Origin of the sequence: Kitasatospora sp. NPDC059817 (assembly GCF_042731835.1) — a bacterium.
Classification (GTDB): Bacteria; Actinomycetota; Actinomycetes; order Streptomycetales; family Streptomycetaceae; genus Kitasatospora.
Map to the genome: position 1 here is coordinate 1 of NZ_JBHWIR010000142.1, position 20,055 is coordinate 20,055.

Annotated in this window: 19 protein-coding genes and 1 CRISPR repeat array; of the genes, 12 read left to right on the forward strand and 7 right to left on the reverse strand. The window is 69.9% G+C overall.

Features of this window, described 5'->3' with window-relative positions:
* Nucleotides 1–36 precede the first annotated feature (36 nt).
* Together ACFV61_RS25870 and ACFV61_RS25875 are read right to left on the reverse strand one after the other, a co-directional pair.
* Complete coding sequence (locus ACFV61_RS25870) at nt 37–171, reverse strand: FxLD family lanthipeptide (protein ID WP_380494172.1); 135 nt, start codon at nt 169–171, stop codon at nt 37–39.
* Nucleotides 172–270: 99 nt separating this feature from the next.
* Nucleotides 271–1,134 carry a TauD/TfdA family dioxygenase gene (locus tag ACFV61_RS25875; protein ID WP_380494137.1) on the reverse strand — a complete coding sequence of 288 codons (864 nt, stop codon included), beginning with the start codon at nt 1,132–1,134 and terminating at the stop codon, nt 271–273.
* Between the two features lie 177 nt (nt 1,135–1,311).
* Between ACFV61_RS25875 and ACFV61_RS25880 the strand changes: the two genes are divergently transcribed.
* Nucleotides 1,312–1,743: an NUDIX domain-containing protein gene (locus ACFV61_RS25880; protein ID WP_380494139.1), complete on the forward strand. Its 432-nt coding sequence runs from the start codon at nt 1,312–1,314 to the stop codon at nt 1,741–1,743.
* A gap of 3 nt (nt 1,744–1,746) precedes the next feature.
* Nucleotides 1,747–2,895: a helix-turn-helix domain-containing protein gene (locus tag ACFV61_RS25885; RefSeq protein WP_380494141.1), complete on the forward strand. Its 1,149-nt coding sequence runs from the start codon at nt 1,747–1,749 to the stop codon at nt 2,893–2,895.
* A gap of 94 nt (nt 2,896–2,989) precedes the next feature.
* Here the strand turns inward: ACFV61_RS25885 and ACFV61_RS25890 are convergent, their stop codons facing one another.
* Genes ACFV61_RS25890 through ACFV61_RS25905 form a run of 4 tightly spaced genes read right to left on the reverse strand, consistent with a single transcriptional unit; the run spans nt 2,990 to nt 6,909 of the window.
* Complete coding sequence (locus ACFV61_RS25890; protein WP_380494143.1) at nt 2,990–4,522, reverse strand: LuxR C-terminal-related transcriptional regulator; 1,533 nt, start codon at nt 4,520–4,522, stop codon at nt 2,990–2,992.
* Nucleotides 4,522–5,028, reverse strand: a complete 507-nt coding sequence (locus ACFV61_RS25895; protein WP_380494145.1) for a LuxR C-terminal-related transcriptional regulator — start codon at nt 5,026–5,028, stop codon at nt 4,522–4,524. The genes ACFV61_RS25890 and ACFV61_RS25895 overlap by 1 nt, the downstream gene beginning before the upstream one ends.
* Before the next feature lie 37 nt (nt 5,029–5,065).
* Complete coding sequence (locus ACFV61_RS25900) at nt 5,066–6,523, reverse strand: hypothetical protein (protein WP_380494147.1); 1,458 nt, start codon at nt 6,521–6,523, stop codon at nt 5,066–5,068.
* A complete protein-coding gene (locus tag ACFV61_RS25905) occupies nt 6,520–6,909 on the reverse strand; it encodes a roadblock/LC7 domain-containing protein (RefSeq protein WP_380494149.1) in 390 nt (129 codons plus the stop codon). The genes ACFV61_RS25900 and ACFV61_RS25905 overlap by 4 nt, the downstream gene beginning before the upstream one ends.
* Nucleotides 6,910–7,090: 181 nt before the next feature.
* On the opposite strand from ACFV61_RS25905, the gene ACFV61_RS25910 reads away from it, so the two are divergent.
* Together ACFV61_RS25910 and ACFV61_RS25915 are read left to right on the forward strand one after the other, a co-directional pair.
* The gene (locus tag ACFV61_RS25910; RefSeq protein WP_380494151.1) at nt 7,091–7,840 is read left to right on the forward strand and encodes a helix-turn-helix domain-containing protein; all 750 of its coding nucleotides are present in this window, start codon (nt 7,091–7,093) and stop codon (nt 7,838–7,840) included.
* Complete coding sequence (locus ACFV61_RS25915) at nt 7,837–8,307, forward strand: NUDIX domain-containing protein (protein ID WP_380494153.1); 471 nt, start codon at nt 7,837–7,839, stop codon at nt 8,305–8,307. Before ACFV61_RS25910 ends, ACFV61_RS25915 begins: the two co-directional genes overlap by 4 nt.
* Before the next feature lies 1 nt (nt 8,308).
* Here ACFV61_RS25915 and ACFV61_RS25920 read toward each other — a convergent pair whose 3' ends face one another.
* Nucleotides 8,309–8,854: an HD domain-containing protein gene (locus tag ACFV61_RS25920; RefSeq protein ID WP_380494155.1), complete on the reverse strand. Its 546-nt coding sequence runs from the start codon at nt 8,852–8,854 to the stop codon at nt 8,309–8,311.
* 1,863 nt (nt 8,855–10,717) lie between these two features.
* Nucleotides 10,718–11,070: direct repeats of the CRISPR family, unit length 29 nt; unit sequence GTTGCGAACCCTCCAGGGCTGATCATGAC.
* A gap of 278 nt (nt 11,071–11,348) precedes the next feature.
* On the opposite strand from ACFV61_RS25920, the gene cas6 reads away from it, so the two are divergent.
* The 8 genes from cas6 to cas2 are packed head-to-tail and all read left to right on the forward strand — an operon-like array spanning nt 11,349 to nt 19,392.
* Nucleotides 11,349–12,044 carry a CRISPR-associated endoribonuclease Cas6 gene (gene cas6 / locus ACFV61_RS25925; RefSeq protein ID WP_380494157.1) on the forward strand — a complete coding sequence of 232 codons (696 nt, stop codon included), beginning with the start codon at nt 11,349–11,351 and terminating at the stop codon, nt 12,042–12,044.
* Nucleotides 12,041–13,474 (forward strand): hypothetical protein, encoded by a 1,434-nt coding sequence (locus ACFV61_RS25930; RefSeq protein WP_380494159.1) that lies wholly within the window; start codon nt 12,041–12,043, stop codon nt 13,472–13,474. Before cas6 ends, ACFV61_RS25930 begins: the two co-directional genes overlap by 4 nt.
* Nucleotides 13,475–14,536, forward strand: coding sequence for a type I-B CRISPR-associated protein Cas7/Cst2/DevR (gene cas7i / locus ACFV61_RS25935; protein WP_380494161.1), 1,062 nt, complete (start codon nt 13,475–13,477; stop codon nt 14,534–14,536).
* On the forward strand, nt 14,533–15,246 hold the full coding sequence (gene cas5 / locus ACFV61_RS25940; protein WP_380494163.1) for a CRISPR-associated protein Cas5: 714 nt from the start codon (nt 14,533–14,535) through the stop codon (nt 15,244–15,246). Before cas7i ends, cas5 begins: the two co-directional genes overlap by 4 nt.
* The gene (gene cas3, locus ACFV61_RS25945; RefSeq protein ID WP_380494164.1) at nt 15,228–17,624 is read left to right on the forward strand and encodes a CRISPR-associated helicase Cas3'; all 2,397 of its coding nucleotides are present in this window, start codon (nt 15,228–15,230) and stop codon (nt 17,622–17,624) included. The genes cas5 and cas3 overlap by 19 nt, the downstream gene beginning before the upstream one ends.
* A complete protein-coding gene (locus ACFV61_RS25950) occupies nt 17,621–18,142 on the forward strand; it encodes a CRISPR-associated protein Cas4 (protein WP_380494166.1) in 522 nt (173 codons plus the stop codon). The genes cas3 and ACFV61_RS25950 overlap by 4 nt, the downstream gene beginning before the upstream one ends.
* Nucleotides 18,142–19,122: a type I-B CRISPR-associated endonuclease Cas1b gene (gene cas1b, locus ACFV61_RS25955; RefSeq protein WP_380494168.1), complete on the forward strand. Its 981-nt coding sequence runs from the start codon at nt 18,142–18,144 to the stop codon at nt 19,120–19,122. Before ACFV61_RS25950 ends, cas1b begins: the two co-directional genes overlap by 1 nt.
* A 6-nt stretch (nt 19,123–19,128) precedes the next feature.
* Nucleotides 19,129–19,392: a CRISPR-associated endonuclease Cas2 gene (gene cas2 / locus ACFV61_RS25960; protein WP_380494170.1), complete on the forward strand. Its 264-nt coding sequence runs from the start codon at nt 19,129–19,131 to the stop codon at nt 19,390–19,392.
* Nucleotides 19,393–20,055 lie beyond the last annotated feature (663 nt).

Genomic DNA, 20,055 nt, shown 5'->3' on the forward strand with positions numbered 1-20,055 from the left:
GGAGGGAGCGATCCTCCGGCGGCACCGCCGAGCGGATCAGTGGAAGCCGGTGGTGCAGGCGCCGCAGGTGCTGCCGCAGCCGTCGTCGGTGAGCACCTCCAGGCTGGCCGAGTCGGCGGCCTCGACGGTGCGGACGTCGAGGTCGAACTCGCTGCCGACGGCCTCGGGCATGGTGGCCTTGGACTCGGCCGTGATCTTCTGAGCCATGTGGCTCCTCCTTGAGGGTCTCCCTTGCGGGACCTGGAGCCGGGGCGCGGGGTGCGCCCCGCGTCACCAGGAGATGGTGGGGCGGTAGTGCCGCGTGTCGGTGTTCGATTGCTCTGCAGCGAGGGGCTGGTTGCCCAGGCCGGCGGGGCGCGCCGCGGACCACGGCGCGGGGAAGCCGGGGCCGAGGCCCAGCGCGGGGTGCGGTTCGCCCAGCGCGCGCAGTATCAGCCGCTCGCCCGAGAAGGCGGTGCGGCCGTGCAGCAGACGGTGGTTGTCCAGCACGACGCCCTGCCCGGGGGCGAGGCGCAACCGGCGGGTGTTCCGGTCGATGGCCTGGCGCAGGGCGGGCAGGTGCGCCTCGGCGTCGGGTGAGAAACGGGCGAGGGCGTCCTGCCGCAGCCGCAACCGCCAGCGGCCGCCCGGAAGCTGCTGAAGTACCGGCGCGAAGAGGCCGCTCGATCCGCCGAAGTAGGCAGCCCGCTCCGCGGAGAGCACCTCGATGACGGCCGGGTGGCCCGCAGCCAGTTCAGCCAGGACGGCCTGGCCGTCGACCAGCAGGCTCTCGCCGCCCGCGTTGCCGGCCCGCGCGCACGCCAGCAGGAGCAGTCGGGGCGGGGACGGGTGCTGCGCGCACTCGGTGTGCAGGGCCAGTGCTCCGCGGCCCAGCCCGGCGAAGCCCGGCCGTCTGTCGTGGCGGCCGGTGTCGCGGATGACGGTCAGCGAGTCCGGGTCGGCGTCCCGGTGCTTCCACAGCGAGGACATCAGTCGACCGGCCGCGAGGAGCACGTCGTCGCGCCCGCCCAGCCTGGCGAGCCGCAGCATCCCGTGCTTGCGCAGCACTGCTCCCGCCTGCTCGCGCGCTGCTCCGTCCAGCATGCGTGCGGTGAACTCCTCGCCGTTGGTGCCGTTGCTGTTGGAAGACGGCATGGTGGATCCCCCTCATGGGACCGAGTGGGTGGGAGGCGACACACTCTCCACGCCCCACCGCCCCGATGGAAAGTGACAGATTGTCAAAGCGCGATCACCGGGCAGAAGGGCATCACGCCATCGTGCAACTGCTACCGTCGACGGGCCCGTGACCGCCTGCGCGCCCCGGAAGAAGCGATGACCGGACAGACCGAACAGCCTTACGTGCCAACGACCTTCCCGATCTCCATCAAGGGCGTCGTGCTCGATCCGCAGGAACGGGTGCTGCTGCTGAAGAACGAGCGCCAGGAGTGGGAGCTGCCCGGCGGGAAGCTGGAGCGGACGGAGACACCCGAACAGCGGGTGGTCACCGAGATCCACGAGGAGAGCGGCTGGACGGCGACCGTCGGCCCGCTGCTCGACGTGTGGATGTACGAGCCGATCCCCGGCCGCAAGGTCTTCATCGTCACCTACGGCTGCACTGCCACCGACGCGCACAAGGCCCCGGTGGTCAGCCACGAGCACAAGGAAGCCGGCCTCTTCCACTGCGAGGAGGTGCCCGGCCTGGTCATGCCGCAGGGCTACAAGAACTCCATCGCCCGCTGGTACGAACTGCACGACCGGGCCTGACCCGTGGCCGGGATCGACCCCTACGGCGGAATCCGGTGGCACTGGACCACGCCCAGAGCCCAGGACATCCTGCGCCGTCGCGCCCTGCCCGAGATCCTCCAGCTCTACCGCGAACTCCACGCCCTGCCGCAACAGGAACTCGCGGACCTCCTCGGCTACTCCACCAGCTACGTCTCCCGCATCGAGACGGGCTCGCGCACCATCACCGACATCGGCGCCCTTCGGCACATCGCCGAACGCCTCGGCCTCCCACCGCACTGCCTGGGCATCACCGACGACACCGACGCAGACCACCAACTCGTGATCCAGCTCGCCGACTCCGTGCTGCGCCTGGCCGAGATCGCCCGCCAGTCCGGCCAGGCCACTGTCGCCGTCGCCGAGCTGTGGCCGCTGGTCGCCCGCCTGGAGGCCCGAACCGCGGACGGCGATGCCGACCTCGACACCGTGCGCCTGCTCGCCCGGGCCCGCGTCGGCCTCGGCGTCGCGCTCGGCCACGTGCTCCCTGAGGAGCGCTTGGCCACCGCCGCGCGCTGGACCGGCAAGGGACTTAGCGTCGCCCGGAGGGTGGGCAATCCGGCGCTGCACGCCCACGCACTGCGTCACCACGGCAACGAACTGCGCAAGGCCGGCCTGCACCTGCGAGCGCTGGACCGGCTCGGCCAGGCACGCGACTTCGCCCGCACCGCCACCGAACGCGCAGAGGCCGTCGTCCTGCTCGCTCGCGCCGCCGGAGCCGCTGGGAACGCCGCCGTCTTCGACGCCGCGATCGACGACGGCTTTCGGCTTCTGCACGAAGTGGCACCCACTGCCCTGTTCTCCGAGTTCACCCTCCACGAGGTCCGGCTTCGGGGCCTCATGGGCACCGGCCGGGTTGCCGAAGCGGTCCGGCAGCTCGACGGAGCACCGGCCGCCGGCCTCGGAGCGACCCCCCAATGGCGGATCATCGCGGCGATCACCGCTGGCGAGGTGCTGCTGCGGAAAGGAGACCCGACCGGCGCGGCGCAACAGCTCAGCGCGGCGGTCGGCGAGGCGACCCTTCACCGCTTGCCGCACCAGCTCCAGCGCGTCGTCCGGGCCAGCCGCCGTCTGCCCGAGGTGAGGGAACAGGCGGACGGCGCCCTGGAACGGCTGCGAGCCGAGATAGCGGCCTGATCTCCAGCCCGACGACGGGACAACGATCAACACGACGGAGCACATCCCTTGAGTGGTAGGCGGACGCGTGGACTGCGAGTCCGGTGAGCGGTGGTCACTGTCCCTTCCTCGGTGTCGGGCTCACGGCGCCGGACCCATCGGCGCCATGACGGGGGACGGGCTTCGTCGGAGGCAGGGTGACGATGCCGGTGAGGAGGGCGACGGCGGCGGCATGGGCGCGGCTGCGACGCGGCGAGAGCGCACGCACGACCCTGGCCTCGATGGTGCGGGCCTCGTGCAGGCTCAGCCCGACGCCGTTCGCCCCGGCCTCGCTCATCGTCCCGGTGCAGATCAGCGTGATCACGGCTCGCCCCACCTGATCCAGCTCGGGCACGCGGTCGGGCAGCCCGGTTCGCAGCCGCTCGGTGTCGATCAGCTTCGTCGTGATCAGGCGGACGGCCAGGTGTGCGTCGTCCACGGCGCCGGCACGTCGGCGCAGGTCGGCCAGACGATGTCGGACCAGGTACTCCCCGGCATGGACCCGGCCGCCGATTTCGGCGATGGCCAGTCCTTCGGCGGCGAGCTCGGCGATCTGCCGCTCCAGCGCGTTCAGCTCGGGCACGGGAGCAGGTCGAGGCTCCGTCTTCGGAACGACGCTCGTGGTCGTCAGGACCCGCCGGAACCCGGCGTCCGCTGCCGCGGGTGCCTGATCGGCGGTGCACACCACCAGGAGGTCATCGGTCGTCACGCCGAGCCGGTGGGCAGCGAGCACGTAGGCGGCGGAGCCGTTGTACGCGTCCTGGCGTACGGCGCAGGACCAGGCCGTTCCCAGCCCGATCACTGCGACGGCACGGTCCGGATCGACCGCCACGGCAGGAAGCACCAGAGCGCATGGGACGCCGAGGGCCAGCGCTTGGTGCACCAGACGCACGACGGTCGGCGCTGCCCTGGGAGGCGTGGCCCCGGCCAGAACCCCCACCAGCGACGGCACTTCCGGGAGGCCGGCCAGCGCGCCGAGGTGTACGACCAGACCACACGCGGACCGCAGCATCGCGACGGCGCGCACCAGCGGATCGGAGCGGTGGTCCGGTTCTGCCGGGGGCATTGTCACGGGTCCGGATACATCGGCTGCTCCCTTCGCCCGGTGGTGCCTGGTGCGGCCCTGACCCGAATCGGCCGCCATGGGTGTGGTGAGCTCGGCCAGGGTGTCCCCGGCCGGATCGATCAGCTGGTGCTCAAGCGCTCGGCGGACGGCGGCAACGCGCGTCCGCGTGTCGAAGACGTTCAGCACGGCGTCCTCGTAGAGCTCTGCCGCGTGCTCCCGGACCTCAAGCGCGCGGGCGACATCGGTCCGGTGCCCGCCCGCCGCCCAGATCCGCACGATCAGCGTCTGCTCGTCCGTGAGTGCCGGCGTAGCGCCCACCGAGGCCGAGCGGGTGAGCAGGCCGGACTGCCACGCCCGAGCGAAGACCTGAATCCGGTTCGCCGTCTCCAACCGGTCGCACGCCTCGCGCAAGTGGTTCTTGACGGTGCCGACACTCAGATTCATTGCCGCGCCGATCGCCGCGTTCGTCATCCCGAGACCGACCCTGTCCAACACCGCGACGAGCTCCGCAGCCGGCACCATGGACGCCGTTTCCGTCTGCATCAGACCGCCTTCGCCTGCTGCCGAAGTCGGCTGAGCTTCACGGCCGGCCAACCGACGCCGAGGGCTCGCAGCGGCACCAGGTCGCCGAGAACGGCCGCCGCGGTCGCCTGCTCCCTCGATCGGACCCCGAGCGTCCTCAGGACGGTCTGGGTGTAGGTCTTCACCGTGTTCACGGTCAGGTCCAGGCGCTCCGCGGTGACGGCCGCATCCTCGCCGCCCACCAGCCCGGCAAGAACCGCGACGTGCTGAGCGGACAACGGGTTGCCGGTGGGGTTCATCACGTGCGCGTCCTGCACCAGGCCCCACCCCGCGCCCAGAGCGGTGGCGTGGAAGCGCGACCTCGCGTTGATCTTCGTCAGCAGGGTGAGTATGGCGGCGCCGACCCTGACCTGCTCGATTCCACTGGCCCGGCTGATCGCCCCGTGCAGGGCTCCGCAGGCCAGCTGCTGCAGGAGGAGGACATCGGCCTCGGACAGGTCGGGCTTGTCGGGAAGGGCGGTGGGCATGGCGGATCTCCGGGAGAAGCGGGGGAGGAGGGGGAGGCTACGGCCGGTCGAGGGTGGCCAGCAGCAAGGGCCCGATCCGCCGGGCGGCGTGGGGGCCGATGGTCAAGACCAGGTCTCCCCGCTGGACGAGGGAGGCGACCAGGGCCTCGGGACCCGGTTGTCCCAGGCCGGGCTCGTGGCGGATCACCGTGTCGGTGGAACCGGCGTTGAGGATGCTCTCGGCGCCGTCGGCGTGGTGATGGTGACCGGGGAACGTCGAGTGGACCGGCAGCAGTACCGTCCGGTCGGCGGCGGTCAGGGCGTCGGCGATCAGACCGGCCAGAGCGTTCGAGCGCAGGTGCCCGGAAGGCTCGTACACGGCCACCACCGCGCCCTCGGTGAGCATCCGGGCGCCCTGGAGGTCGGCCTCGATCTCCTTCGGGTGTACGGCCCTGGATTCCAGGACGTCGATGCCGCCGCTGGTGCCGAGCCGGGAGAGCGACCGCTCGACGCCGGCGAACGCGCCGAGCCCGTCGACGAGTTCGTGGCCGGGGATGCCGATCGTCCAGCCCGCGGCCCAGGCCGCCGCCACCGCCATGGCGGAGTTCGTCCCGGTGACCGGCACGGTGAAGGTGTGCTGCTCGTCGCCCGCCCGGACGGTGACGCGGTGGTCCTCTCCGGTCCAGAACCTCCCGAGGACCTGCACGTCCATGTCGGCGCCGCGACCGACGGTCACCACCTTCGGGCCCGGGCGGCGTCGGCGCAGCCGGTCCGCGAGCTGCTGGCAACCGGGCTGTCCGGCCCAGACCACCACCGTGTCGCTCCGTAGCGCAAGTGCCTGCATGTGGCTCAGCGCGTCCGGCTGGTTCCACCAGTACGGCGGTGCGGCGTCCGCAGCGGTGACCAGCGTGACGGTCGGGTTGAGTCCTTCGCCCAGGGACCGGAAGCGCCAGCCGGGAGGCGAGGCGTCGTGGCTGGAACTGTCCGGGCAGAGGTCCACCACCAGGAGTTCTCCGCCGCCGTCGTAGCCGGCGGCGTCCCCCTTCGGCGCCTCGGCGAGGATCCACCTGGGGTCGCGGCTGACGAGCGCGCAGGTGAGCGCGGCGGCGGCCATGGTGGTGGAGTGGCTGCCGGCGACGGCGACCGTGGTCGGAGCCAATGCGGCCAGCAGTTCGACGGCCCGCGCGTAGCCCAGTACGGGAAGGCCTCGGCCGACGGCGTGGTCCACGGCCTCGTGGACGACGGTGTTGTCCCCGCCCCAGATCAGCGAGGCCGTCCCGGGGTCGGCCGTCCGAAGGCCGGCACCGCACTGTTCGAGCCCTTGGAGCAGGTCAGGGCGGGAATCGGAGTGCGGCGGTGAGACCGTCACCCGAGCGTGTCTCCGGGCCAGGTAGGAGGCCAGGCCTGCCACGCCGGGGCTGTGGGGGTCGAGGACGTGGACGGCCGAGAGGAGGTCGGGCAGCGGCAGAGGCAGTCGAGGTGCCCCGCCGCGCTTGGCGGTGGCGGTCGTCTTCACGCCGCCTCCGTCAGAGCGAGCTCGTCGTCGGCCAGTTGGACGAGGCGGAAGGCGACCTCGCCCAGCTGGTCAGTCCTTGCGCACACCGCGGCGAGCATCGAGCCGTCGGCGGCGCCGACCAGGAGCAGGGTCCGGCCGGAGCGGTCCTCGATCATGCTGTGCCCCCAGGGGCTGGGCTCGGCGTTGTGGCGGCCGATGATCTCGGTGTCGTGGTTGCTCACGGGGTTGAGGGCCGCCATCACGGCGGCCCAATGGTCCGCTTCGTCGCGCTCGACGCCGGGGGAGGCGCCGAGCACAAGTCCCTCGGGGCTGACGTGGATGGCGGCCAGGACGCCGGCGGTGCCGGCGAGGTCGTTGACGACGGTGCTGAGGATGCGCGGGTTCATGGCAGGTCTCCGCAGATGAGCGGGTGGATTCGGGCCGGCCGACTTGACGCGGTCGGGCGACGGGAACTCAGAATGCCTGCGAGGAGCGGGACATGATCAGACTCTGGCTGGACGTCTTGGGACGTCCTCGGTATCGTCCTGAGGTCTCAGTACGTCCCAAGACGTCCCACCCGGGAGTGCCATGGCGAACGAACGCCTTCGGTCGGCGCTGGTCGTCCGCGGGGTCACCGAGCAGGAACTGGCAGAGCACTGTGGTGTCGATGCCAAGACGGTGGAGCGCTGGATCCTCAAGAGCCGTGAACCGTACCGGCGGCACCGCCAGGCGGCGGCGGCCAAGTTGCAGACCGACGAGGACTACCTCTGGCCGGACGCGAAGTCCGAGACCCAGCGCCTGGACGAGGCCGACGCCGAGATCGTCCACGTCTATCCCCACCGCTCCTCCGTACCGGCGGAGTTGTGGCTGCAGTTCGCCGAGCGCGCCACGACGGACATCGGTGTTCTCGTTCACGCCGGCGTCCACCTTGCCGAGAACCCGCGCTGGCACCGGATCCTCACCGGACGGGCCCGGGCGGGAGTCCGGGTTCGTCTGCTGCTCGGTGATCCGGAGAGCTCGGAGGTCGCGCGACGCGGCGAGGAGGAGGAGCTCGGCGAGGGCGTCGCGTACAAGGTGCGCGAGGTCATCAAGCTCTACCGGCCGCTCTACGGAACACCCGGCATCGAGTTCCGGACGCACCGATCGACTCTGCACAACTCCCTGTACTGGTTCGACGACGAGATGCTGGTGAACACCCAGATCTACGGGGTGAGCGCGCCGCTCACCCCGGTGCTCCACCTGCGCCGTGTTGCCGGCGCCCAGCTGGTCTCGACCTACCGGCAGAGCTTCGAGAAGGTCTGGGCCGGTGCCGTCCCGCTACCGAGGCAGGAATCGTGAGCCGTACCGACTACTTCGACGATCCGAAGGCCCCGAAGGCCCAGCGGATCGTTCCCGCCGTCACCGCGTTCGTGCTGAACGAGCGCGGCGAACTCCTGCTGGAGCGGCGTTCCGACAACGGTCGTTGGGGAATGCCGGGTGGGGTCCTGGAGATCGGCGAGAACCTTCCGGGGGCTGTCGTGCGCGAGGTGCGGGAGGAGACCGGCATCGAGGTCGAGGTCACTGGCCTCGTCGGCACGTACAGCGACCCCGGGCACGTGATCGAGTTCTCCGACGGGGAGGTGCGCCAGGAGTTCTCTCTGTGCTTCCGGGCGAGACCGGTCGGAGGCCGGCTCGCCGTCAGCTCCGAGTCCTTCGAAGTCCGTTGGGTGCCACGAGCGGAACTCGAAGAGATGGACATCGCCCCGACGACCAGACTCCGACTGGACCACGGGTTCCGCAATGAGGAAGCGCCGCACGTCGGCTGACTCAGGCGTTTCCGGACTCGGCCAGCCGCTTCGCGACCCGGTCGACCATGGCGAGCATCGCCGGGCGGGCTGCGGAGACGGCGCGGTGGACGACGTGGCCGGTGCCGTACCGGCGAAGGACCTCGTCGAGCCTGGACACCGGGTCGACCACGGTGCCGTCGGGGCCGCTGGTGAGGTCGCAGTACGTGATCGCGTCCAGCAGCTCCGACGGCGGCCGGCGAAACTCCGCGAGCGCGCCCGACAGGCCCAGCTCGGCCGCCTCCCACTCCGACGAGGAGTGGTAGGCGACGAGCGAACAGACCTCGGCATCGACGCCGATCCGGCGCAGATACCGGGCGCCGTCGATCATGTGCTGGCCGGTGTCGACTGCCGAGGACGCGTACCCGACGTCGTGAAGGATCGCGGCGACGCGCACCACCTCCTCGTCGGCCCCCAACACCGGGGCGAGCATTCCGGCCTGCTCGAAGACCCGGCAGGAGTGCGCCCAGCGCAGGGGGATGTCCGAGAGCAGCGATTCGGCGGTCCGGTACGCGAGGCTCAGGTTCATCGCTCAAGGCTAGGTGACGCCGGTCACCGGTTCGCGCGCTGGTGCAAACTACTCGACGATGGGGATTCGACCCTCTGGCCCATGCACCGCCGCAAGGTGGCCGATACGCGACGACGTTCGCGGGGCATGAGGGCAGCGAGCGTGGCGTGGAAGACGTCGCCGCCGGTCATCTCCGGGGCGGCGGAGACGGGGCCGGCCCGTCGGCAGTGGTGTTGACCCGTGGCTTCACATGACGGCTGGCGGGATGTAGTCCATGCGGGAGTCCGTCGAACCGTAGACCACTTGGTGGCGGCGAGACAGATGCCGTGGGCTCGGGGTAGATAAGGAACGGGTTCAGCCAGATCGGGTCCATACCGGACCTGCTGACCTCGCGGACGCAGAGACGCTGGCTGCGACCGACGACCTGACATGGCTGGGTGCCCGGTCGCCAGGCGGCAACCGGGCACCCAAGATGGTCGGCCACTTGTTGTAGGTCAAGAGGCACGGTTGCTGGGGCGGCGACACTGCCCGGGCCGGCGCCGCTGTGCACGGCTTCGGCCACCGCCCTCCGGACGCAGCTTGGGGGCCCGGTCGAACCGAGCCCTCGACCGCTTCAACTCGGCCACCCGACGCGGCGACCGCCGGGAACGGCGCGGACGCCGTACGGGCCTCTCCACTGCTGCGTCAGACGGCAGATCCGCCCGCCGCCTGGCGTGGTCCCTGATGAGCTGAAGGGACCATTCCAACACGGCGCTCAGGACAATCCCTGCGACCTTGATCGCCGTTTCGTCATGCCACGGCAACTCCAGGAAGTGCACTTCTATCCTCCAGTGGATCGACAAGCTGGAGGGGTGTAGATCACGCGCAGGCTGACACCCAGTCTGCGCGTGCCTACCCCCGAAACGACCGGTCGCGCCAGCACGCCCGGGAGCCCGGGGAATCAACGGTGCCTGGAGTCGAGTTACTCCACAGGCGACGGCCAGTGGTTCCGGCAGACCTTCGGTACCCGACCTCAGGGCGCACGCGGCCTCCGGCAGAGGAGATCCCCAGGCTTCCAACTGCTGCCCCCATCTCTGGGCGACATCTGCCTGCCAGCGCACGCACATGGGGGTGAGCGGATGTGGTCTCCGAACGGGTCGCTCGCGGCGCCAACCCGGATGCTCTGATGCAGACGGCGCTACGTGGGCAATCGCCTTGTCCGGCACCACGAATGCAGGTAGCGGCGGGCAGACGAACGGGAGAACGGATCCCGAGGCCTTCACCTGATCTTCCCTCCATGAAGCAGAGGTTTAGCTACGAGTCGCGCGTATTGCTGGTTCAACGCGCTCAGGGCGGTACCAGTATCGGAGTCCGTCGATGGCTCGCTATGAGGATCGCTCACCGCTATGAGATGGCTTCTGCTTGCCGAAGTCGCTTAAGCCCCAGGTGAGTCGCCATGTGTCGAACGATGATTGTGACTGGGGAGCGGTCCTAGAGGGAGCCAAGGTGCACCCGATCGTGGGACGCCTGTCGCGATGGGCTAGCCATGTGATGCCGAGACGAGATCCTCGACTGACGCCATAGCTCGCTCCGATGGAGTTGTCATCCGGAGTGAACCTGCACCGTTCAGGGGAGATGCCGCGTCGGTCGCGGAGCTCGTTGGTCAGGGTCGGATGAGCGTGTAGGCCAGCGGCGGTATCCACCCATGGACTTCAGGGCTTTGCCGCCGCTGGCCTCTCGACCGACCCGATGGCGCGCTCGTTGAGAGCCCTCCAGGGCTGATGAGAACGAACCTGCCTGGCACCACCGTGGCACCGTACTAGTGTCGGCTCGTCAAGGCTAACGGCCGCCCTCCAGGGTTGGTCACGACCCGGGACCAACCCGGTTGGGCCTGACCGTGACATCGTTGCGAACCCTCCAGGGCTGGTCGCGACTTGGCGCCGAAGTTGAAGGCGGTCAGTCCGGCCGTGTTGCGAACCCTCCAGGGCTGATCATGACGCACCAGGACGGTACCTACTGGATCCCGAATGCCGTGTTGCGAACCCTCCAGGGCTGATCATGACGCGTCGTGGTGCCCGTCTGGTCGGTGACGGGCATGTGTTGCGAACCCTCCAGGGCTGATCATGACGCGCCGCCTGCTGACCGCCATGTTCGCGCGGATCAGGTTGCGAACCCTCCAGGGCTGATCATGACTAGTCCTTGATTTCCCGCGGGTCCCACAGCGGCGTGGTTGCGAACCCTCCAGGGCTGATCATGACCCGAGGGTAAAGCACCAGGCCCAGGGGCGTGGGCGGCTTGCTTGCGGCAGTGCTGTTGCGGCGACTCGCCGGTAGTGCATCGCCGCAGGTCAGGATGCTTTGGATCCGGTGCTTCTGTGGTGGACGCTGTTCTGGTCAAGAGGCCGGCGGAGGTCCCGGAGCCTCTAGCACATAAGGCTAGCTATTGGTTCATATTGCGAGGAATGCGATGTCGATCGTTCGCGTCCAACTAGCTTGCGACGTGTTCGGGTTGCGACACGCGGGTACGGGAGAGTGCGGTGCGGCTGAGGGTCGATGTGACGCCGGATGCGTCGAGTGTGCGGTGGGAGGACGTGCACGGGGCGGCGCGTGGTGTGGTGTACGGGTTGCTCGGTGGCCAGGACGAGGCGTTGGCGCGGGCGTTGCACGACGGCGGGTGGCGGGGGAAGCCGTTGAAGCCGGTGGGGGTAGCCGGTCCGGTGTTTCCGGGGGCGCCGCGCAGGAAGGGCGTGTACTCCACGTCGCGGGACGGGTCGGTGTGGTTCGGGTCGCCGGTGCCGGAGATCGCGTCGGTGTTGGTAAGGGCGCTGGCCGGGACCGAGGAACTGGTTTGGGGAGCGACCCGGTTGCGGGTGCGCGGTATTGCGGCGGACATGGATGCGGTGCTGTCGGTAGGGGAGGCGCCGGTGGAACTGGAGACCATGACACCGGTCGTGCTCAAGCACGAGGACCGCAACCTGTTGCCGGGCGACGAACACTATCTTGACCGCCTGCAGCACAACCTGGCGCACAAGGCGGACGTGCTGGGCTTGCCGGCCCCGCGTGGCATTGAGGTCCTGGAGGCCGGCCCCCGGCGGCGGTTCACGGTTCGCGGGGCGCCGCGGATCGGGGCTCGGGTGCGGGTGGCGATGGAGGCCGACGGCCGGTTCGTGAACGCGATCCGGTCCTGGGGCCTGGGCCTGGACACGATCCAGGGGTTCGGGTGGGTGCGATGACTTCCCTCGTCGCCACCGGCCACCCGCTGCAGCGGGCGGGCGCCTGGGCCACGGCGGTCATTGCCGAGCGTGAGGACCCGAGCCGTGTGAGCGTCGCGGATCTGGACACTGTGGCGTCCATTCTGGCGGCGGACGTGCTCGCAGCCGCGGCCGCGCCCAAGGACACCAGCCGCTATGACTGGTGGAAGGTCCTGTTCGCGCTCTACCCGAACTCGAAGGCCACGCACAGCAAGCGGCCCTCCGACCCGGACGTGCTGAGGCCGGAGATCGAAAGGCTCTTCGCCCCGGACCTGTCGGATGCCGGGATGATGAGACCATGCACGTTCTGTACCGTCGGCACGGCGGTCGTGTGGGCGAAGTCCAACCTGCCACTCTTCGATACCAGCAAGGCTCTGAACACCCTGCCGCCCGGTGTTCCCGGCTGGCCGGTCTGCCGGGGGTGCCGGATCGCGATGTGGGCGCTTCCCTACGGTGCCTGGGTGACGGCCGGGTCAGCCACCGTGCTGTCCTGCGAGAAGGACGCGGCAGAGCGGGAATTCGCCCGTCGCAACGTGTGGCGCGCCCGGCGCGTGATGCAGGCCGGCTTCACCGGGATGCCCGCCGGGACGAGGCCCGAACTCGTCGTCCTTACCGCGCTGCGGGACGCTACCGACGGCCTGTGCGCGACCACTCTGTGGAGTTTCAAGAATGACAACCAGGACCCCTGGCTGCGTGTCACCCGGACCCGGCGCGCCGTCCCGGCCTTCCTCGCCGCCGTGGACGGCAACGCGCCACTGCGCCGCGGCTGGCAGCTGCTGAGCCTCGCCCTGAACCGATACGACAGCCAAGGGCGGATCGCTGCCAGCGGCTCGGGCGAGGCGGCGCGGCTGCTGTTCGAGGCCGAGGACGGGCGGAGCCGACCGCTGCTCGGACAGTTGCACCGTGTCCTTGCGGACGCAGACGGCGCATGGAGCGTCACCGACCGCGAGGCGCTGGTCCGGCTCGCCTTCACCTACGCCGAGGAGGTCTTCGGAATGGAAACGGATCTTGAACCGGTGGCGACGCTAATCGCCGAGTGGATCGCCCGGGGCACCAGCCCGCGCGGGCGCCTGGCCGAGTACCGCAAGGCCGCGCTCAGCGACTACCAGCTCGGCTCGCTCCTGGTTCAGGCCTACACACGTCTACAACTGGACGGGAACAAGACCCCGTTGGCGGGACCGGAGCTGTGGAAGCCGCTGATCCGACGCCAGCCGCGGGCCTGGGAGCAGCGGATGCTTCTCTTCGCGCGGGTGTCGGTGATGCTCCAGCAACGAGGTGTCGTGGTCGGCGGCAAGGAGACCGACCCGGAGCAGGAGCGCAAGATCCAGGAGCTGGTGGATCGGCCGGCTTTCGCCGAAGTCCGTGACGACGAGTACGACGGCTACCACGACTACGAGATGGAGCAAGCCTAAATGGCTTACCTGGCAGGGATGATGGTGCTCTCCGTGCAGGCCGGGGCACCCAACAACGGACGGGGCGAGGAGACCATGTCCCGCGTGAAGTACGCGAGGATCAGGGGCCGCAAGCACCCGTACGTCTCCGCGCAGGCGGCGCGCCGCTGGATCCGGGAGACCATGGTCGAGCGCGGCTCGGTGCCGTCCCCCGTCACCAGGGTCGGCAGGGCCCAGGGCAAGGCGCAGAAGGCCAACACCCAGGCCGATCCGGCCCGTTACGCGGACGATGACCTGTTCGGCTACATGCGGGCCGGCGCGAAGAAGGACGACGCGGCGACAACGCTGCGCGACAGCCCGTTCATGCTCGGTACCCTCATGTCCGTCGAACCCGTCTACCCGACCGAGGACTTCGGCGTCATGTCTCGCGGCGTGACCGAACCCGTCCTCCACGGCCACGAGTTCTACACCGCCGACCTTGCCGCGCCCTTCCTGCTCGACCTTCCGAGGATCGGCACCTTCACCCTGCCTGGTGCGGACGGGGTGGGCCGGCCCAACTACCTCACGCAGGAGCAGGCCCTTCAGGTGGCGGAGGCCGCCGCGCTCGGCGCCACCACGGGCCCGTTCCGTGACCAGCCGGCCGTGCGGCTACCGCTGGAGGAGCGCCGCCGCCGGGCCGCGTTGTTGCCCGAGGCGATCGCGTACCTGAGCGGTGGCGCGAAGCAGGCTCTGCACTACGGAGACCGGGTGCCTGCCCTGATGGTCCTCGTCCCCTTCAAGGGCGGCATCAACCCGCTGGGCAATGTGATCGACAGCGACCCCGATACGGGGGTGCGCGTGCGCGGTGACGTCCTGGTCCGGGAGCTCGAAGCGTGGGCGGGGGAGTGGGAGGCTCCAGTCCGCATCGGATGGCGGCCCGGTTTCCGCGACCAGGCGCGCGAGGACTTCGAGAAGCAGTGCGCGCGTGAACTGGCCGAGGGCAGCATGGTCATCGACCACCCCCGCACCGTCCTGCTCCAGCTCGCGGAGGACCTGCGCGAGGGCCGACTGGACAGCTGGTTCGACGACCCGGACCTGCGATGAGCCCGGTGCCACCGGGCGGCCCGATCCGGGCGCTGCGTGCGACGTTCCACGCGCCCGTGGCCTCCTTCCGAGACCCGCTGTTCCCCGGTGTCACCCGCATCCTCCCGGTGCCGCCGCCGTCCACCGTCCGCGGGCTGTTCGCCGCCGCCACCGGCGCGTACACCGAACCCTTCATCTTCGGGATGGCGGCCTGGGCGGCGGGCCACGGCACCGACACCGAGACCTACCACCCAATCGCCGCCGACGGCAGCAACCCGGCCTCGGGGGGCCGCGTTCGGGCCGGAAAGGGCGGCACCACGGCCAAGGACCGGCCCTTCCTCGCCGACGTCCACCTGACCCTGTGGCTCCCCGAACCGGATGGCGACCGGTTCGCCCGAGCACTGCGCCGGCCGCGCCACGGCCTGCGCCTGGGCCGTTCCCAGGACCTCGTCCACCTCACCGGACTCGCCCAGGTCCTCCTCGAACCCGCCGAGCGGGCGGTCGTAGGCCACGCCCTCGCCCCCGCCGACGGCCACGACGTGCCTTCCGCCCACGAGCACCGCCTCGCCGACACCGTCTCCACCGACCGCCTCACCACCACCTGGTCGCCGTACCTGTGGTGCGACGAGCCCGTCGGTACGGCGCCGGTCCGCGGTGCCTACCGCGAAGTACCCACCGACAACAAACACCTGCTCAAGGACACGCAAGCCGTATGGCTCCTGACCCCCTGACCCCACCACGACGGCGCGCCCTCACCGACCTGCGAGCCAAGTCCCTGCCCCGCGACGACCCGGAGCGCCTCACCACCCACCTGCGCACCGTGCACGACGCGGTCGTCCAGCTAGAGGTGCGCATCGGAGCCGCTGGCGTGATCGCCACCGAGCCGATGTTCTGGACCGTCGTTCGCGTCGCGGCACTGCTGCACGACTCGGGCAAGATCGCCGAACTGTTCCAGCGGCAGCTCGAACCCGGAGGTGGACCCTGGGGAGAGCGCCACGAGGTCCTCTCCCTGGCCTATGTCGACCTCCTGGCTCAGGCAGCGGGGTGGAGTGGTCAGGAGCGCCTGCTGATCGCCACGCTCGTCGCCAGTCACCATCGGCCGCTCCACGCGGCGTCCTCCCTCGGCGGCGGCAAGCCCGCACTGTCGCGCCTCTACAATGGACGGACCCATTGGGAGGACGCCTTCGGCCACGTGCACGGTCCGGACGGCCGACGGCCGCAAGTGCCACGTGGCTTGCACCAGGAACTCCTCGCCTGGCTGGCCGGCTTCCTCGGCACCGAACCCGTACCACCAGGACCGAACGAACCGGTGCTCGGCGACCGGGCCCGACTACTCCTCCAGGAAGTCCTCAATGCCTGGAGACTCCCGGTGAAGGCCCACCGAGGCCTGCTCGCCGTCCTGGCTCAGGGAGCGCTCACCCTGGCCGACCACGCCGGCTCCGCCCACGTGGACCTCCAGACGCACATGCCGCTGCCGACTGACTACCTCGCCCGGCTTCCGTACACCCCGCACCGCCACCAGCAGCAGGCCGCCGAAACCACCGGGCACCTGGTCCTCATCGCCCCCACCGGCAGCGGCAAGACCGAGGCCGGACTCGCTTGGGCCGCAGCGCAGTTGTCCGCCATGTCCGGCCTGCCCCGCCTCGTGTGGACCTTGCCCTACAGGGCCTCCCTGAACGCCGCCAGGCGCCGCTTCCAGAGCATCCTCCAACCGGCCGTAGGGGAGAGCCACCCCGACATCGGCCTCCTCCATGGCGCCCTCGCCCGCACCCTGCTCACCGAGGCCCTGGAGGACGACGGATGCTGCGGACCCACCAAGGACGATGCCCGCAAGGCCCGCGCGCGAGCCAATGCCATGCGCCTGTTCACCCAGCGCCTGCGCGTCGCCACCCCCCACCAACTCCTCGCCGCGGCCATCGCGGGCCCCACCCACTCCTCGGTCCTCCTGGAGCAGGCCAACTCCCTCTTCGTCCTGGACGAACTCCACGCCTACGACCCCGAAACGTTCGGCCGACTGTGCGCTGCGATGAGACTGTGGGAACAACTCGGCAGTAGGATCGCCGTCCTGTCCGCCACCCTCGCCCCACCGCTGCTCGCCATCGTCGACGAGAGCCTTCAGCAGCCGGTCACCTGCCACCGGGCAGAGCCCGGGACAGCGCCGGTGCGGCACCGCCTCGTCGTGGACGACTTCGCGCTGATGCACCAGGACAGCGTTGCGCGCCTGGAGGACTGGCTCGACGAGGGCCACAGCGTCCTCGTGGTCGCCAACACCGTCGCGACCGCCCAGGAACTCTTCGCTGTCCTCGCCGACCACGCCCGGCAGCACCGCCCCGATGCGTCGGACGCCGCGCTCCTGCTCCACTCCCGTTTTAAGAACCGGGACCGCGACGCGATTGAGATCCGGCTGCTGAGACGCCACCGCGAACGCTGGCCCGACGAACCACGCCACCGCGGCGGCCTGGTCGTCGCCACCCAGACGGTCGAGGTTTCCCTGCAGCTGGACTTCGACCGGGGCGCGGTAGAGAACGCCCCCGTTGAGGCCGTCGCCCAGCGTGCCGGACGCGTCAACCGTCGAGGCCTCCACCCGGACGGGCCGGTCGAGTTCCGCGTCCACCGCGCCGAGAGCCACCGCCCCTACGATTCCGGGGCCGTCGACGCCGCCTGGTCCGCCCTCACCACCCTGGTCGCCGAAGGTGTCAGCACCCTCAGCGAACAGGACATCGACCGCCTCCTCGCACTCGCCTACGACACCGACTGGGGCCACGGCTGGGCGACCAGGGCACGGCAGGCCCGCGACGGGTTCACCACCGAGTTCCTCACCTTCACTGACCCCTTCCACGACCGCACCGAACACGCCAAGAACCTAGGGGAGCGCTTCGACACCGTCGAAGTCCTCCACCGCGACGACGCTCAGGAATACCGGGAGCTCGCGGTCGGCAAGGAGGCGGACCCGCTGCTCGCCGCCGGCCTGCTCATCCCCTTGCGCTACGGCCAGTTGAAGATCTACAACGCCACCTTCGACCGCGCCCTCGGCATCCACCTCATCGATGGCCAGTACGACCCTGTCCTGGGCCTTCGCCCACCTGCCGAGCCGGAGACCATCCTGTGAAACCCATCCCCACGAACCCCGTCCAGGATGATCAGGGCCTCGGCGGCGTCCACATCAAGTACCTGCGCCACTGCCCGCGCCAACTCTGGCTCTACATGAGGGGCTACCGACCCGAGGGTGCCAGCGACCTCGTCGCCTTCGGCGAAGTCGTCAGCGAGACCACGTTCACGCGGAGGCGGGACGTCGACCTCGGGGAAGCCCGCATCGACTGGGTCACCGCCGGCGCCGTCATCCACGAGACCAAGTCGTCCCGGAGCCCCTCGCCGGCCCACGACGCCCAAGTCCGCCACTACTGCCTGCTCCTCGAACGCCGAGGAGTCAACGTCCGTGGCGGCATCGTCCACTACCCCCTCATCCGCCGCACAACCGACGTCCCCTGGAACGAGGAAGCGCGGGACCAAGCCGAGGCCGCCGAAGACGAAGCCCGCGCCGTCATCGCCTCCACCACACCCCCCGACCGCCAGACCCGCGCCGCCTGCCGCGGCTGCTCCTACCTCGACTACTGCTGGGGAACCTGATGCCCGCCGCCGGCCGCACCTACTGGCTCACCGAACCCTGCCGCATCCGCCGCGAAGACAACAGCATCCGCATCGAACGCCCCGACGGCAGCCCCGTCCACATTCCCATCACCGACATCCGCGACCTCGTCACCTTCGACCATGTCGACCTCAACACCTCCGCGATGTCCCTCCTCAGCCGCCACGGCGTCACCGTCCACGTCCTCGACCACTACGGCAACCACGCCGGCCACTTCGCACCTGCCGAAGCCATGTCCTCCGCCACCGTCATCCGCCGACAAGTCGAGATCACCGCAGACCCCGAGCAACGCCTCCCCAGCGCCCGCGCCCTCCTCCTCGCCACCGCCGAGAACCTCCGCTGGGCCCTCGACACCGACCTCCTCGACCCAGCACTCGAAACCCTGCGCACCTCCCTACCCGACTGCCACGACACCGACGAACTCATGGGCCAGGAAGGCAACTTCCGCCGCACCGCCTGGGCCGTCCTCGACACCCAACTCCCCGCCTGGCTCCGCCTCAACGGACGCACCCGACGCCCGCCCACCAACGCCGGCAACGCCTTCATCAGCTACCTCAACGCCCTCGTCTACGCCCGAGTCCTCACCGCCCTGCGTAGCACCCCGCTCCACCCTGCGATCGGTTTCCTCCACGCCGACACCGACCGTCGCCGCAACACCCTCGCCCTCGACCTCGCCGAACCCTTCAAACCCCTGTTCGCCGAACGGCTGCTACGGCGCGCCGCCAGCCAGAAACACCTCAAGCCCAGCGACTTCGAGACCGAGGTCGGCCGCGCCGCCCTCAGCGCGGACGGCCGCAAGAAGATCGCCGCCCTCGTACGGGACGAGCTCGTGACGACGGTGTACCACCGCACGCTCAAGCGGCAGGTCAGCTACGAGGAACTCATTCACCTCGAAGCCCTCAAACTCGTCCGGCTGTGCCTGGAGAACACGCCCTACAAGCCCTTCCGGCCCTGGTGGTAGACGCTGATGTTCGTCATCCTGGTCTACGACACCGCCGTCGAACGCAACCCGAAAGTCCTGAAGACCTGCCGCAAATACCTCCACTGGACCCAGCGCAGCGTGTTCCAGGGTGAACTCACCGAAGCCCAGTACAGGGCTCTCACCCACGCCCTCAACACCGCCATCGACCCCACCTACGACAGCATCGTGACCTACACCGCCCGCTCCCCGGACATGATCGACACCGCCACCCTCGGCGCCACCCTGGGCGGCCCCGGCGACATCCTGTGACCAGCACCGCTGCAGTACCGCACAGTCGCTGCACAACCGTCACCCATGGCAGCACCCATGGACGCTCTGAGCTGGGACTTTACCCTCGGGTCGTGATCAGCCCTAGAGGGCTTGCAACCGGTCGGGGTCGTCGTAGGCGCCGACCTGGACCAGCGTCGTGATCTGCCCCGGAGGGTTTGCAACCGCAGCTCCAGCTCCACCACCCAGGCCGCCGCCAAAGTCGTGATCAGGCCCGGAGAGCCTGCAACCGAAGGACAGGGCCAGCGCGGCGGCGACGCGGCCGGGTCGTGATCAGCCCTGGAGGGCTTGCAACGCGAAGGCCAGGGTCATGCCGGCGCTGCCGCGGAGGTCGTGATCAGCCCTGGAGGGCTGGCAGCACGACCCACACGACCGGGGCTGGGGCGAAGCCCGTGCTGTGATCAGCCCTGGAGGGCTTGCACCTGGTAGATGTCTCCATGCGCGGGTCCCTCCGGGGCTCGTAATCAGCCTCGGAGGGCTTGCAACCGGATCTGCTGGTCGTCGGGTTCGTACGGGGCTGGCGTCGTACTCAGCCCTGGAGGGCTTGCAACTGTCGTCGACGGGTGAAATTAGGGCCACGGACGGCGCATCAAAAGCGGGCCACTGCGTGATCTCTTGAACATCCTGACTTCACTGGTATGGGAG

Excerpts from the sequence above, each read along its gene's own strand:
- ACFV61_RS25920 (WP_380494155.1), bottom strand. The coding sequence starts at position 8,854 with ATGAACCTGAGCCTCGCGTACCGGACCGCCGAATCGCTGCTCTCGGAC.
- ACFV61_RS25895 (WP_380494145.1), bottom strand. The coding sequence starts at position 5,028 with ATGCCCACCGCCCTTCCCGACAAGCCCGACCTGTCCGAGGCCGATGTC.
- ACFV61_RS25910 (WP_380494151.1), top strand. The coding sequence starts at position 7,091 with ATGGCGAACGAACGCCTTCGGTCGGCGCTGGTCGTCCGCGGGGTCACC.
- cas1b (WP_380494168.1), top strand. The coding sequence starts at position 18,142 with ATGCCCGCCGCCGGCCGCACCTACTGGCTCACCGAACCCTGCCGCATC.
- ACFV61_RS25870 (WP_380494172.1), bottom strand. The coding sequence starts at position 171 with ATGCCCGAGGCCGTCGGCAGCGAGTTCGACCTCGACGTCCGCACCGTC.
- ACFV61_RS25875 (WP_380494137.1), bottom strand. The coding sequence starts at position 1,134 with ATGCCGTCTTCCAACAGCAACGGCACCAACGGCGAGGAGTTCACCGCA.
- cas7i (WP_380494161.1), top strand. The coding sequence starts at position 13,475 with ATGGCTTACCTGGCAGGGATGATGGTGCTCTCCGTGCAGGCCGGGGCA.
- ACFV61_RS25890 (WP_380494143.1), bottom strand. The coding sequence starts at position 4,522 with ATGCAGACGGAAACGGCGTCCATGGTGCCGGCTGCGGAGCTCGTCGCG.
- ACFV61_RS25930 (WP_380494159.1), top strand. The coding sequence starts at position 12,041 with ATGACTTCCCTCGTCGCCACCGGCCACCCGCTGCAGCGGGCGGGCGCC.
- cas3 (WP_380494164.1), top strand. The coding sequence starts at position 15,228 with ATGGCTCCTGACCCCCTGACCCCACCACGACGGCGCGCCCTCACCGAC.
- cas5 (WP_380494163.1), top strand. The coding sequence starts at position 14,533 with ATGAGCCCGGTGCCACCGGGCGGCCCGATCCGGGCGCTGCGTGCGACG.
- ACFV61_RS25880 (WP_380494139.1), top strand. The coding sequence starts at position 1,312 with ATGACCGGACAGACCGAACAGCCTTACGTGCCAACGACCTTCCCGATC.
- ACFV61_RS25905 (WP_380494149.1), bottom strand. The coding sequence starts at position 6,909 with ATGAACCCGCGCATCCTCAGCACCGTCGTCAACGACCTCGCCGGCACC.
- cas2 (WP_380494170.1), top strand. The coding sequence starts at position 19,129 with ATGTTCGTCATCCTGGTCTACGACACCGCCGTCGAACGCAACCCGAAA.